This is a genomic window from Cytobacillus sp. Bac17 (genome assembly GCF_024519925.1).
Lineage (GTDB): Bacteria > Bacillota > Bacilli > Bacillales > Cytobacillaceae > Cytobacillus > Cytobacillus pseudoceanisediminis.
In genome coordinates this window covers 200,698-213,924 of sequence record NZ_JALJRC010000004.1, presented here as the reverse complement: position 1 = coordinate 213,924, position 13,227 = coordinate 200,698, and the positions used below count along the sequence as shown (strand labels likewise).

General features: G+C 40.1%; 11 protein-coding genes and 2 riboswitches. Of the genes, 8 read left to right on the top strand and 3 right to left on the bottom strand.

The features are described 5' to 3' along the window. Nucleotides 1-428 precede the first annotated feature (428 nt). Both NR125_RS09010 and NR125_RS09005 read left to right on the top strand, forming a co-directional pair. Complete coding sequence (locus tag NR125_RS09010; RefSeq protein WP_256815091.1) at nucleotides 429-1,325, top strand: endonuclease/exonuclease/phosphatase family protein; 897 nt, start codon at nucleotides 429-431, stop codon at nucleotides 1,323-1,325. A 276-nt stretch (nucleotides 1,326-1,601) separates the two neighbouring features. Continuing rightward, nucleotides 1,602-2,135 carry a helicase gene (locus NR125_RS09005; RefSeq protein ID WP_256815090.1) on the top strand — a complete coding sequence of 178 codons (534 nt, stop codon included), beginning with the start codon at nucleotides 1,602-1,604 and terminating at the stop codon, nucleotides 2,133-2,135. Nucleotides 2,136-2,369: 234 nt separating this feature from the next. Here NR125_RS09005 and NR125_RS09000 read toward each other — a convergent pair whose 3' ends face one another. Next, nucleotides 2,370-3,926 (bottom strand): amidase family protein, encoded by a 1,557-nt coding sequence (locus NR125_RS09000; RefSeq protein WP_256815089.1) that lies wholly within the window; start codon nucleotides 3,924-3,926, stop codon nucleotides 2,370-2,372. A 639-nt stretch (nucleotides 3,927-4,565) separates the two neighbouring features. On the opposite strand from NR125_RS09000, the gene NR125_RS08995 reads away from it, so the two are divergent. The 5 genes from NR125_RS08995 to NR125_RS08975 all read left to right on the top strand — a co-directional run bounded on the left by NR125_RS08995 (nucleotide 4,566) and on the right by NR125_RS08975 (nucleotide 8,709). After that, nucleotides 4,566-4,841 carry a hypothetical protein gene (locus NR125_RS08995; RefSeq protein WP_256815088.1) on the top strand — a complete coding sequence of 92 codons (276 nt, stop codon included), beginning with the start codon at nucleotides 4,566-4,568 and terminating at the stop codon, nucleotides 4,839-4,841. A 301-nt stretch (nucleotides 4,842-5,142) separates the two neighbouring features. Further along, nucleotides 5,143-5,772 carry a TetR/AcrR family transcriptional regulator gene (locus NR125_RS08990; RefSeq protein WP_192907883.1) on the top strand — a complete coding sequence of 210 codons (630 nt, stop codon included), beginning with the start codon at nucleotides 5,143-5,145 and terminating at the stop codon, nucleotides 5,770-5,772. Between the two features lie 21 nt (nucleotides 5,773-5,793). Further along, a complete protein-coding gene (locus NR125_RS08985; RefSeq protein ID WP_019383338.1) occupies nucleotides 5,794-5,967 on the top strand; it encodes a hypothetical protein in 174 nt (57 codons plus the stop codon). Between the two features lie 666 nt (nucleotides 5,968-6,633). Continuing rightward, the gene (locus NR125_RS08980; protein ID WP_009331877.1) at nucleotides 6,634-7,734 is read left to right on the top strand and encodes an AI-2E family transporter; all 1,101 of its coding nucleotides are present in this window, start codon (nucleotides 6,634-6,636) and stop codon (nucleotides 7,732-7,734) included. A 219-nt stretch (nucleotides 7,735-7,953) separates the two neighbouring features. Further along, nucleotides 7,954-8,709: an NRDE family protein gene (locus NR125_RS08975; RefSeq protein WP_217026073.1), complete on the top strand. Its 756-nt coding sequence runs from the start codon at nucleotides 7,954-7,956 to the stop codon at nucleotides 8,707-8,709. Nucleotides 8,710-8,739: 30 nt separating this feature from the next. Here the strand turns inward: NR125_RS08975 and NR125_RS08970 are convergent, their stop codons facing one another. Both NR125_RS08970 and pdxR read right to left on the bottom strand, forming a co-directional pair. After that, entirely contained in the window at nucleotides 8,740-10,155 is a 1,416-nt protein-coding gene (locus NR125_RS08970) for a PAS domain-containing sensor histidine kinase (protein WP_071156395.1), read from the bottom strand. 125 nt (nucleotides 10,156-10,280) lie between these two features. Continuing rightward, nucleotides 10,281-11,705: a MocR-like pyridoxine biosynthesis transcription factor PdxR gene (pdxR, locus tag NR125_RS08965; RefSeq protein ID WP_256815087.1), complete on the bottom strand. Its 1,425-nt coding sequence runs from the start codon at nucleotides 11,703-11,705 to the stop codon at nucleotides 10,281-10,283. A 131-nt stretch (nucleotides 11,706-11,836) separates the two neighbouring features. On the opposite strand from pdxR, the gene NR125_RS08960 reads away from it, so the two are divergent. Beyond that, complete coding sequence (locus NR125_RS08960; protein ID WP_372675456.1) at nucleotides 11,837-12,751, top strand: DMT family transporter; 915 nt, start codon at nucleotides 11,837-11,839, stop codon at nucleotides 12,749-12,751. A 74-nt stretch (nucleotides 12,752-12,825) separates the two neighbouring features. Then, a riboswitch (SAM riboswitch) is annotated at nucleotides 12,826-12,925 on the top strand. A 102-nt stretch (nucleotides 12,926-13,027) separates the two neighbouring features. Continuing rightward, nucleotides 13,028-13,128: riboswitch (SAM riboswitch) on the top strand. Nucleotides 13,129-13,227: the final 99 nt, after the last annotated feature.

Below are 13,227 nucleotides of genomic sequence, written 5' to 3'. Positions count from 1 at the left end.
AAAGATGAAAAAGAGAATGGTATTTAAGGAGTTAAACATAATATACGAGGGGCAGTTTAGTTGAACAATACAATTGTTATTACCTCTACTCAACAATCGGGCCATATAGTTAAATCAGCATCGCTGTTCGTGCAAAATTCCCACCTAAGATGCTTAAATAAATGCCCATCCCATCGAAGGCTATTTATTTAAATATTCTAAATATCATTAAAAAATTTTAAATTTCACTGGTAAATTGAACCTGTTAATATTTACAAAAACAAGTGATTCTCTAAGGAAAATTTCATATTTTTAATCAAAAATCCCTTGATATTATTGAATTCTCCTTTGCTTAGAAAAACAAAACAAACATCTGCTTCTTTTTTAACATTGTGTTTACTTTTGAAAACTATACTTTCAAATGTAATCAAAAAAAGGAGGGAATTTTGTTGAAAAAAGGATTAAGTCCGATTTTTTTAGCGGTAGTAATGGTATTCGCAATGGTGGGAAGTATGTTTTCCGGAATCTCCAATGTCTTTGCTGCAGAAAGCACGGAACAGAACTTGAAGGTGATGACATTTAATTTAAGGTATGAAAACAACAATGATCCATCACCGCATACATGGGCTGAAAGGGTTCCAACCATTAAAAAGCTTATTCGTATGGAAAATCCAGATATTTTTGGTACGCAGGAAGTTTTATATGGACAACTTCAGGATTTGGAAGAAGTATTACCAGGTTATGCATGGATTGGATTGGGCCGCGAAGGGGGTAATAGAGGAGAATACTCCGCGATTTTCTATGATGAAAAACGTTTTACTCCAGTAGAGTATGATCATTTCTGGCTCTCAGATACTCCAGATGTAATCGGTTCAAAAACATGGGGAAACAACATTCCAAGAATGGTCACTTGGGCGAAATTTGTAGACAACCAAACCGATAAACAATTCTATTTTGTAAATACGCATTTCGATCACCAATCCGCCGAAGCGAGAGAAAAGAGCGCTGAATTAATTTTAGACAGAATCAAAGAATTTAACCCTGAATTACCTATTGTTCTGACAGGAGATTTTAATACTCATCCTGGTACTCTTCCACATCAAACATTAACTAGCGATGAGGCTTTTGATGATTTATGGGAAACAGCGGAGTCACGAATCAATGAAGGAATTGGGACGTTCAATGGCTTCCGTGACCCAACAGGCGGCGGAGCAGACAACCGCATCGATTGGATTCTTACCAAAGGAAATGTAACCGCAAATACGATCGAAATCAATAACTATCAAAAAAATGGTCAATTTCCTAGCGACCACTATCCGGTTATTGCTGAAATAACTATAAAGTAAGTGGCCGAGAGGTGGATTGCGTACTAATAATCAAATAAGAAAGAAGGCTCTCATTCCACTATTATTTTAATAGTCTAGAAATCTATGTAATTAATTTTTCTTATACTACTAATGGGGTGCTCTTCTTAAAGATACGGCTGCCAATCGAGGCAGCTTTTTCTTATAAACTAAAGGGTCAGGAGTTCAACGAGGGAATTTATTGGTGATTGCAGAATATATATATGTAGTCATGGTATCGTTTCTGCAAATGTGCCACTATGTTAGGAGTGACTGCGATTGCGTTTTGAAAATGAGAAAATACACTCTAAAGTTATTACCAGAAAAATAGAAGTTGGTGGACTTACGAAATCGCAGCTTATCCAGAAATTGCAACAATACTCTATCTTGATGAATGAGTATGCAGAAAAACTATTAGCTGATGATAAATTTACTACCTCTGATACAAAGTACAACCTTCAGACCGTAGAACTAACGGCAGGCAATCTTGGCTTCCCTGATGGAGCTACTACGGATCAAATCTTTAAAAAAGCGAACGAACTAGGTTTGGAATTGTGTCCGCTTGAACTGGGACCTTATCTAAGACTGGAATATCTGAATCAGCCTGAGGGTTATTCGGGGAATTCTTTGCAGCGGAATGAAGCTCCATCTGGCTCTATCACAATAGCCTCGGAGACACTATCTGAAGACGCTGATTTTCCAATAGGCTTTTATCTTAGACGAATTAACGGCGTGTTGTGGCTGCGTGGGTACAATGCAGATTATCTGCACGTTTGGAATCCTAATGATCATTTTATCTTTTGTCAAACTTAGATCAAAGAGGGATCTTTTTTTAATTGAAGGGCAGTATACCCTGGTGCTTACGTTCATGATCAGCTGCTAATCAGGCAGCTTTTACCTCGATTATTCAATAAGAATGAGCGCCTTTTCCTTATTCAACGGGTGCTAATGTTAAGAGAAGGGGGATCGCTGCAGCAATCCCTATTCTTATGTTTAGGAAAAAGCGATTCTTCTTTATTGAAGATAGCCTCTTTTCTTTGAAGATTCTTATTTTAGTTCAGGCGCTATTCGATGGTTAGTTCCTTCTTGATAAGCATAGGCTAGTTTAATCAAAGTTGGCTCGTCGAATTCTTTTCCTAGCAGCTCTAGCCCGACTGGAAGGCCGTTGTCACTGAAGCCGGCAGGAACCGAGATTGCAGGAAACCCTGAATAAGGACTTAAGCGATTAGCATTCCCTGCACCTTGGCTTTTGCCCACCTGTGCCGGTAAAGCACTCGAAGTTGGATAGAGTAGTGCATCAAGGTCATGTTCATTAAACGTTACCATTAAGCTTTCCCTTGCCATTTTAGGACGATTGGTAATAATGTCATGGTATTCCTCATCATTTTCTAATGATTCTCTTTCATTTCGGGATTTTAATCCACTTTCCAAACTTGGATGGAACTTCCCGCTTTCGATAATATCTGATAAGGTTCTTACAGGTGCATCCGGCCCAAGGCCAGCCAAATAATCATTTAACTGAAATTTAAATTCGTATCCGCTTAAGCTTGGATAAGAAAGAATTGGACTAAGACTGGGAATTGTTACCTCGAACACTTCTGCTCCAAGCGCTTCCATGTCCGCAATCACTTGATCCATCACTTTATTGACTTCAGGATCATTCCCAAACAGGTCGCGAATAACGCCTATCCGAGCTTTCTTTAATCCATTTTTCTTAAGATAATGAGTATAGGTTTTTGGAACTTTCCCGATACTCGCTTCAGTAACTGGATCTGCTGGGTCATAGCCAGCAATTGCATCGAGCACAACAGCCACATCTTCAACCGTTCGTCCCATCGGTCCGCCGACATCCTGTGATAGTGCAAGTGGAATGATTCCATCGCGGCTGGCAAGTCCCATAGTAGGGCGAAGTCCAACCAGATTATTAAAGGACGATGGTATTCGGATGGATCCACCAGTGTCTGTCCCTAATCCGGCAGCGGCAAAGTTGGAAGCAACCGCTGCTGCCGTACCACCGCTTGAACCTCCTGGGTATCTTGTTAAATCATATGGATTATAGGTTTGTCCACCAAGGGAACTAATTGTTTGGAATCCGAAAGCAAATTCATGCAGGTTCGCTTTCCCTAAGATGATTGCACCTTGATCTCTTAATCTTTTCGTTTGATAGGCATCCTTTAGAGGGATGGAACCTTCAAGTGACAGGGATCCTGCAGTGGTTTGCATATCGTATGTATCATAGTTGTCTTTTAATATAACCGGAATTCCATGCAAGGGACCGCGAACGTTTCCCGCTTTACGCTCTTTATCTAGTTGTTTCGCTTCCTCTAATACATTTTCGTTAACCGTAATGATGGAGTTAATGCTGTCATCGTACTCCCCAATTCGATTGAGATAGAATTGAACCAATTCCTCAGAGGTTAACTCCTCCTTCTGCATCTCATGCTGCAATTCAAATATCGTCGCTTCCTCAATCTCAACAGATAAACCTCTTTCAGCGACGGGGCTCGCTAAATTAGGAACAGCACCTGCTGGATCTGCGTACAGTCCCAAAGCCATTACTAGAGCAGTGAAGAAAACTATAAATTTGTTATACCATTTTTCCATTTCGAACCCCTTTCATTTTTTGGAATAATTTGAATATACCAATCTATATTTATACTGTATATAAGAGGAAGGTCATGAAAGACTAGGTTATATAGGGAGTATTGACCAATTGGAAGGTTTCATTTTATACCACTTGAACAAGCAGTATATTTTCCGGTGCCTGGAACCGCTTTAAGTTAAGGTTCTTAATGATACAAGTTGAAAAAATTGGTAGAATTAGGGGTGTTCAACATTTAATTGACAAAAAAATCGCTAGTGGATTTGATTAAACTACATAACTGTACTCATGGAGACATGGAGAGCACGAGTATATTGGAAGCCTATATTCCTTATTTAACAACAGGGGCAGGTTTGTTGAAGAGTGTTATTTTTCTTAATTCCACAATCGGACCATTTTCTGAGATAGTATTCGATAAGGAATTTGAATAGGTAGAGGAGAGATTTTCAATGAAGTATTTTTTAGATGATGACCATTGGGATGTAATGGGCTATGTAAAGGAATGAAAAAGACTATTACCCAGGTTTAATAAAGAGACATCAAATTTTTTAAAAAACCACTCATTCCATGATGGTAAAGTTGTTTCTCTTACGGTTTTGAATCAAGAGAATGGGAAAGCAAAGGACCCGACCACAATTAAAATGGTCATTGAGCAATATGAAGAGGGTGCGGGGATATATGAAATACAATGGTTAAACGTTCGTAAGTTCTTAATGGATTTTGATATTAAAAGAAATGTTGATGGTAATAAGCCTAATGAAATTGTCTTCGGTGGTACAAAAGGACTTGATGATTGGGGCTACGATGAAATCCTTCCGTTGAGTAAAAGGAAATTGCAACATGAAATTCTTTTATTTTCACAAACAAAGATACTTATACATTGCTCGGATATTAAGATTAGAAAAATAAAAACTTAGAAAACAAGATGATATAAGATATTTCCTTCCAGACAAGAAAGGTAAAATTATTTAATTGTAAAGTATTGTACTTAAACTATTTGGTGCTTATATACAAGATCAGCTTCTGAATCGGTAGTTTTTCTTATTCCATAAAAGGGGCAGTTTAGTTGAAGATCGATGTTCAACAATCGGGCCAGATTATGGAGTAAGATATTATTGAACTAATGGTGCAGGATATTTGCATAAACCATTTAGATAATCTTCAACTAAATGGTTTTTTTTGTTTGAATTATTTGTACGACTGTACTAAAATAAGTACATGAGTAAAAAAAACAAACCAACTAACCAAAAAGAATTATCATTCATCGAAAAAGCCCGCAGAGCTCAAATTGTGGAATGTGCGATTGAAACAATCGCAGAAGTAGGTTACGCTCAAGCCTCTATAGGACAAATTGCAAAGCGTGCAAATATCAGTAAGGGGGTTATTTCTTATCACTTTGCAAATAAAGAGGACTTATTGGAGCAAATACCTATCGAATACTATTTGGCATGGCAAGCCTATATTGTTCCAAGAATAGAAGCCCAAAAATCTCCTAAAGACATGCTTCGGGTGTATATTGAATCCAACCTTACATTTATAGATGAAAATCGCCAGCATGTTTTCGCTGTTATTGAAACGGTTTCTAATAAGAGAACTGCTGATGGTAAACTTCAGTTTGCAGCAGACCATGATGAAGCTATTCTACTTCCGATTGAAAATATTCTTACCCTAGGGATGCAAGAAGGAGTTTTTAGAGAATTTACCAAATCATCAGCAAGGGTGATGGCGTTAACAATAAGAAGTGCCATTGACGGGTTCACCCTTGAATTAACGAGAAAGCCTCATTTAGATGTTCAGGAATATACTAGAGAATTGGTTACAATCTTCGATAAATCAACTAAAAAGTAATGTGTCGCTTAGGAGGATTTAATGATTTACTATGAGGTACTTTGTTATAGTTGTAAAAGGATTTTCAGAGTATACGAAGGTTCACTAAATTATAAACAATTTAAGGAAAATAAGGCTAAGATTTTTTGTTGCGAGGATTGTAGCCATAAGATACGTATGGATGCAATTAAAAATTTCTTTAGATACTTAAACTAACGGTTGAAGAAGGTTGTTACTAAAGGTTTATTCCGTTTGTTTTTGACAAACTATTTGATCCAAGTTACAGGTATCTAATTCCGCGAAATTAAGAAAAACGATACAATATAAAGCAGGGATATTATAGGGGCCATTACTGGAAATACCAGGAAATTAAAGTAAGCTTGAAGATAACTTCTAAAACCAGTATTTCAGCCAATGGATGCTGGTTTTTTGTTCTTCAAGTGAGGAAAGAAAACAGCTGGATTCTATTTTATGAGCAGATTAAAGTAAGTTCTGGACTGCACTCTGGATGAGAAGGATATCATTAAAAATTTGTTTTTTTATCTTTTCATTCTTACAGCGATTCATTTCGCTTTTCAGTAATAGGAGTTCCTTCTTAAAAATGTCTATTATACTCATGTGTCTGTTCACTCCTGGCTTTAAGAGGGGAAAAACTTGTTATTTATAGTCTTTTATACCCTGTTCGGGGTTGATGAAACCAAAAAATGAGATATTTATGAGTAAATATATCCACTTGTGGATTGTATGATTTTTAATTATATGGATTGTTTTTTCCGAAACCTTTTTCAATTTCGAATCGTAATAGAAGTAGCATCTTCTTAGGAGTAAACACACGAATATGGTATTCTTTAGTTAATCCAATTCAAAGAAAAAGGTGACATTGTGGCAAAGAAAAAACTGCAATACTGGACTTTGCAATTGCTGCTTATCTTAACAATTATTTATGTATCAACTAAAATTTCTTTTTTGTTTGAACCAGTGGGCATTTTTGCATCAACATTATTTTTTCCAATTATTATTTCAGGATTTCTCTATTTCCTATTGAACCCGCTGGTAAGATTGCTGCAGCGCTACAAGGTGCCGAGAACGGCAGCGATATTGATCATCTATGCAGCGGTTATCGGTTTAGTAATGCTGATTATTGGCAACATTGCTCCGCTTATCAGCAGACAGGTGACTGAATTATTCAACGATCTGCCGGGGTATGCGAAGACGACAAGAGACTTTGTTAACTCCATGTCCAGCACCGAAGAGTTCAAATGGTTTTTGGAGCAGGACTACATATCGATTGAAGAAATTGAAGCACGCATTATGGAATATGCCAATACCCTGCCAAGCCGTGTGACACAGGGGGTAGCTGGAATAGTCAGCCTGGTCACCAATATTGCGATTACAATAGTAACGGTGCCATTCCTGCTTTTCTATATGTTTAAAGACGGAGATAAGTTCCCTGCTGCCGTTTCGAAGTTCCTTCCTGCTTCTTACAGGGAAGAGGGGGTTAAAACGCTTAAGGAAACAGGAGAGACACTTTCTTCCTACATTCAGGGGCAGATTACAGTAGCATTATTTGTTGGGACACTTTCATTTATTGGCTATTTAATCATCGACTTGCCATATGCGCTAGTCATGGCGCTTATTGTTGCCATAACCAATATCATTCCTTATGTTGGGCCGTTTCTGGGCGGTGCACCTGCCGTAATCGTTGCACTTTTTGACTCGCCGACTAAAGCCTTTCTGGTGGTCGTAGTCATTGTGATTGCTCAGCAGATTGAAGGAAATGTGCTGTCGCCGCTGATTCTCGGAAAAACCTTGAACACACATCCGGCCACCATCATCATCCTATTGCTGGTTGCAGGCAATCTTGCCGGTATCCTCGGCATGATTCTGGCAATACCTACCTATGCTGTGACCAAAACGATCGTCTTAAATACAGTTAGATTTTTAAGGGCGAGGAAGACAGCGAGGGAAGAAGCGGTTACTTAAATAGAAAAAGCTCCTTTTAAAAAAAGGGGCTTTTTCTATTGCTGAATTTATTTAACATAATTCATCAAATAGGTTACAGCTTGTTGGGCTTTTCTAGCCTTTAAAAAGATTAAGGCATGATCCCTTCTTATCTAACATTTCACATAATTAAAGCGGGTATTTTTTGTTTTTCCCTCCCGAAAAGTTAAAATAATAAATAAAACGAAAGCAGTGATCCGAATGTGTTTAATCCTTTTCGCATATAAGGTTCATCCGGCATACAAGCTTATCGTTGCTGCCAATCGCGATGAATTTTATAGGCGCCCGACTGCACCGGCCCATTTTTGGGAGGACCATCCTGCCATTCTGGCTGGACGTGATTTAAGCAAGATGGGGACATGGATGGGTGTCACAAAGAATGGACGATTTGCAGCTCTTACAAACTACCGTGATCCGAACGCAGTGACAGATGGCAAAAGATCAAGAGGAGATCTCGTAGCGGATTTCTTGAAAGGCAGTGCTTCGCCTTCTAGATTTATGAAAATAGCATCTGAACACCGCAACAGCTATCCCGGATACAATCTGCTTGCGGGCAATTTGGAGGAGCTCTTTTATTACTCGAACGTGGAAGATAGAATAGAACAGCTTGGACCAGGAGTGTACGGGGTGAGCAATCATGTGCTGAATACCGAGTGGCCAAAGGTGAAAAAGGGGAAGGAAGGGTTATCTAAGATAATAGATCATGCAGCAGGGGATTTTACGGAAGCCTTGTTCACACTTCTCCAGAATGCAGACCCTGCCCCTGATGACATGCTTCCGAAAACAGGAGTTTCACTGGAGTGGGAGCGGATGTTGTCTCCTTTATTTATCAGAAGTGAAGGCTACGGAACCAGGAGTTCAACTGTGATGCTGATGTCAGAGGATGAGATTTTTTATAAGGAAAGGGTACATATAGGGGATAGCCCGCAGGAACAGGAGTTTATTATTCAAAAATAAGAAGCCAGTTCAGGCATCTGGCTTCTTTCATTAGGCAAGCGGTAAAGTAATCCGCACCGTTGTTCCTTCATTTTCCCTGCTGTGGATGTAAAGATTTCCGCCATGGTTTTTAATGATTTTTTTGCAGATCATGATGCCAAGGCCTGTGCCTTTTTCTTTTGTGCTGTAAAACGGCTCTCCCAGTTTGGCGAGGCGTTCTTCGGGTATGCCAATTCCCTCATCCTCGACACTGATGATGACAGAATGGTCCTCCTGGCGGATATCCACGTTTATTTTTCCGCCCGCCGGCATGGCTTCAATCGAGTTCTTAATGATGTTAATCAGCACCTGTTTAATTTTATCTTTTTCACATTTCACATAAAACTCGCCTGGTGACTGTGTTAGTTCGATCACGATATTCTCCATAACAGCCTGGCTGTTTAAGAGAGTGATTACACTTTTTACAACGTTTGTCAGGCAGGTTTCTTCCATTTCGGTTATTTGAGGTTTGGCGAGAACGAGCAGGTCATTGACGATGCCTTCAATCCGTTCCAGCTCACTTAGGATGACCTCCGCGAAATCTCCTTTATGTTCTTCATATAATAACTGTGTAAAGCCTTTTATGGCTGTAAGCGGGTTGCGGATTTCATGGGCAATGCCTGCGGCAAGCTGACCGACAACGGAAAGTTTTTCGGCATTCTGCAGCTTTTCCTCTGTCTTCTTTTGTCCGGTCACGTCTTTAATAATGATTTGGTAGACCTTTCTGTTCTTGAAAGTGGTTGGAATCAGCTGGACTTCGGCTTTTCTCGTTTGTCCGTCAGTCCGGATCAGATTAAGCTCAAAATTCACACTTAGCTTTGTTTGCAGAAAATCATCGAGAGTGGAATGTTCTGAAGGAGGAATGTAGTCGTGGAGGGAGGTGCCGATCATCTCTTTGATGCTCGTGAATCCAAAAAGCTTTTTTCCTTCATTATTGATGTAGGTCCAAATCCCCTTTTGTGTGACCATTCCTATCGTATCCTTGGAGAACTCCACCAGAAAGCGGTACTTCTCCTGTGTTTCAAGAATCTCCTCTTCCATGATAATTCTCTGTGTCATATCCCGGATGATGCACATCATTTCTTTATCGTCATTAATGACTGAAAAATTGGCTTCAAGCCACAGATAATGCCCCTCCTTATGCCTGAAGCGAAAGGTCTCCCGTTTATGCGGAAGCTGTTCAAGCTCGGCCAAAGCATCTCCTAAGAGGTCCCGGTCATTTGGATGGCAGTATGTATAAAGGCTGCTTCGATAAAAGTCCTGCTGTGAGTACCCCAGCATCGGCAAGCAGGAAGGGGAGACATATAAAGCAATGCCTTCTTTGGTTACTCTTGCAATCACATCGCTGGAATGCTGAATGGCCAGCTGCAGATTCCTCGCTTCGACTTTGTCCGCGAATAAATCTGCAGGATTCTCGGTCATGATCATTTTCTGTCCCTCCTTTTTGAAAAATGGCACTTTTCCATCATTATACAATACATGTTTGGATTGACATATAGGATAAATTTCACTCTATGCAAACTGTGAAAAGGATCCCTTGTCAGGTATCAAACTCATAGGAGCTTTCTAATTTCCTCTCCAAGGATGAATATGCCTTCCTGCAGTTCCCCCAGCGAGGCATAAGCATAGGAAATTCGTATAAAATGATTCGGCCCGTCACTGTATATGCTGCCGGGATTAATCAGCAGTTTTCTTAAAATGGCCTGCCGATATAGGCTTCGAATTGGAATACTGGACGGTACTTTCAGCCATATAAAAAAACCTCCTTCCGGAGAATTCCATTCTGCTATCCCGGACAAGTGAGCATCTAATGTATTCAGGGCAGTATTACGACGAATTCTCAGCTGCTCACGTACCCTTTCCATATGCTTTTGATAGAGGCCGGTGGACAGCCATTTTTCAGCTACCCTTTGTGAAAGTGAACTTGAACCATAGTCAGTCTGCATTTTAAGATCTGCAAGCCGGTCGATAACAGGTTCAGGTGCTGCTACCCAGCCTATTCGAAGTCCGGGACTCAATGTTTTTGACAAGCTTCCCATATAAAGGACCTGGCCGTTTTTGTCCATTGCTTTTAATGGTGGAGGGGGCATTTCATCAAGCCATAGCTCACGATAAATATCGTCTTCCACAATTGGCAGCTGTTCTATTCTGCAAACATCAAGCAGTTCCCTCCGTCTTTTTTCTGTCATTAAAATTCCAGTCGGGTTATGGTAGGAAGGAATCGTATATAAAATGGATTTCCCTTTTTCATATTTCTTCAAAGAGATGCTTTTCGTGATAACTCCCTCTTTATCCATCGGCAATCCTTTTAAATTCATGCCTGATGACCGGAAAAGCTGTAAAGAATATAAGTAAGAGGGCTTTTCCAGAAATACGGGTGCCCCTCTTTGCACAAGGCCCAATGAAACAAGCTGCAGGGCTTGCAGCCCTCCAGAAACAATAAGTATCGAGGAAGGAGAAGCGTCTATTCCAGATGCTGCCAAATATTCACTAACTGCCTGTCTTAATGGCAAATACCCCTTTGGTTCCTCATAACCGAGTTCACTCAATTCATCAGCAGCTTCCTTTAGAACTTTCTGCATCGTTTGCACAGGGGAAATCTCAGGGGAAAGCTCTCCTTTGCTGAGCTGTATAAAAGCGGGATCCATTTCTAAATCATTAATTTCTTGAACGATTTTTTCGCTGGCTCTGTGTATCCCTGTATCGATATATTCACTCCAGTTGGCAGACTGCCTTGAAGCGAGCAAGGTCCAAGTATTATTAATAACCTTTGTGCCAACCCCCGTTTTCCCTTCTATTAGTCCATCTGCAGCAAGTTCTTCCAGAGCAGTGATAATTGTGCTTCGGTTTACTCCAAACTCCTCAGCCAGTTTCCGCTGGCTTGGAATTCTACTTCCGATTGGCCATTCCCCTTTGGAAATCTTTCCTTTAATAGTCTCAATAACTTGCTGATATTTTGGCAATTGTGCTGTATCCATCCATATAACCGCCTTTATGAAAATTGGCTGGCAAAATTCTTTCCTAATTGGTTGAGGACATTGTATCAGTTATTGATTATCCTGAAAAGCAGCACAGATAATGGCTGGAAATGTTGATAAGGGGGATGAAGTTGGCAAATAAGAAATTTATGATTATCGGGGCGCATAGTTCTATCATCATTCTTTGGGCATCCGCATTCCCGGGAATTCGGGCTGGGCTTGAATCGTACTCCCCTGAGCACCTTGCCCTTTTTAGACTTTTAGTTGGTTCGGCTGCACTTGGTGTCTTAGCACTGCTGACAAGGATGCGTCTTCCGGATATAAAAGATCTTCCTGCTATTTTTATACTTGGATTCCTTGGTTTTACGGTTTATCATACAGCTCTCAACATTGGGGAAAAAACAGTAAGCGCAGGGCCGGCAAGCTTGATTGTATCAATGACTCCGATCTTTTCGGCTGCGTTGGCTGCTTTATTTTTAAGGGAAAGGTTTGGAAGGGTCAGGTGGACTGGTTCCGCAGTCAGTTTTGCTGGTGCCGCACTTATTTCGCTTGGTGCAGGAGGAGGGTTTGAAATCCAAACCGGTATTTTATTTGTCCTGCTTGCTTCCATTTCAGAAAGCATCTATTTCGTGTTTCAGACTAAATATTTTAATAAATACGGATTTTTGTCATTTACATCCTATACGGTATGGGCAGGGACTGGTTTTATGCTGATTTATCTTCCTGGGCTTGGTAATGAGATCTTTCATGCATCGGCCGAATCCACTTTAAGTGTCATCTATTTGGGGATTTTTCCAACGGTAATTCCATATATTGCCCTAGCTTTTCTTGCGTCCATAGGAGGGACTTCTGAAGCGACAAGCTCTCTTTATCTGACACCAGCAATAGCATTTGTCATTGCTTGGGTTTGGCTGGGAGAGGTGCCGACTATGTTATCCGTTGCGGGTGGTATAATCGCTCTGGCAGGTGTGATGATTATTCACCGTAAAGACAGCTCTGTTAAAGTAACGGAAATTTTTAAAAATGGCCCAAGTGAAAATATTTGAAAAATAATGATTGACATCCTTTTCTTTATGGTGGTAAAGTAATAAGCATATTAAACAACCGAATAATAAAAATCTTCTTATCCAGAGAGGTTGAGGGACTGGCCCTATGACACCTCGGCAGCGGACAAAAGTGTACCGTGCCAAATCCAGCAAGCGTAGCTTGAAAGATAAGAAGAGGACCATTGATAAATGCCGCCCTCTTCTTTCTTTAGAAGAGGGTTTTTGTTTTTATCCGAAAAAAATGCATCAAGATTCTATTCATAAACATATGAATAATTCTTATCGAGAGAAGCAGAGGGACCTGGCCCAATGAAGCTTCGGCAGCAGGCAGACTGCACTGTGCCAAATCCAGCAGGCGATAGCCTGAAAGATAAGGAGGGGACTTCAAAAAACCTCTTCTGTTAGAAGGGGTAAATTTCAGGATATAATTCTTAGTTTTCCCATAGGATTAATTATATATAACATTTAGAAAAGGA

Excerpts from the sequence above, each read along its gene's own strand:
- NR125_RS08975 (WP_217026073.1), top strand. The coding sequence starts at position 7,954 with ATGTGTTTAATCCTTTTCGCATATAAGGTTCATCCGGCATACAAGCTT.
- NR125_RS08990 (WP_192907883.1), top strand. The coding sequence starts at position 5,143 with ATGAGTAAAAAAAACAAACCAACTAACCAAAAAGAATTATCATTCATC.
- NR125_RS08995 (WP_256815088.1), top strand. The coding sequence starts at position 4,566 with ATGGTCATTGAGCAATATGAAGAGGGTGCGGGGATATATGAAATACAA.
- pdxR (WP_256815087.1), bottom strand. The coding sequence starts at position 11,705 with ATGGATACAGCACAATTGCCAAAATATCAGCAAGTTATTGAGACTATT.
- NR125_RS09000 (WP_256815089.1), bottom strand. The coding sequence starts at position 3,926 with ATGGAAAAATGGTATAACAAATTTATAGTTTTCTTCACTGCTCTAGTA.
- NR125_RS08970 (WP_071156395.1), bottom strand. The coding sequence starts at position 10,155 with ATGATCATGACCGAGAATCCTGCAGATTTATTCGCGGACAAAGTCGAA.
- NR125_RS08985 (WP_019383338.1), top strand. The coding sequence starts at position 5,794 with ATGATTTACTATGAGGTACTTTGTTATAGTTGTAAAAGGATTTTCAGA.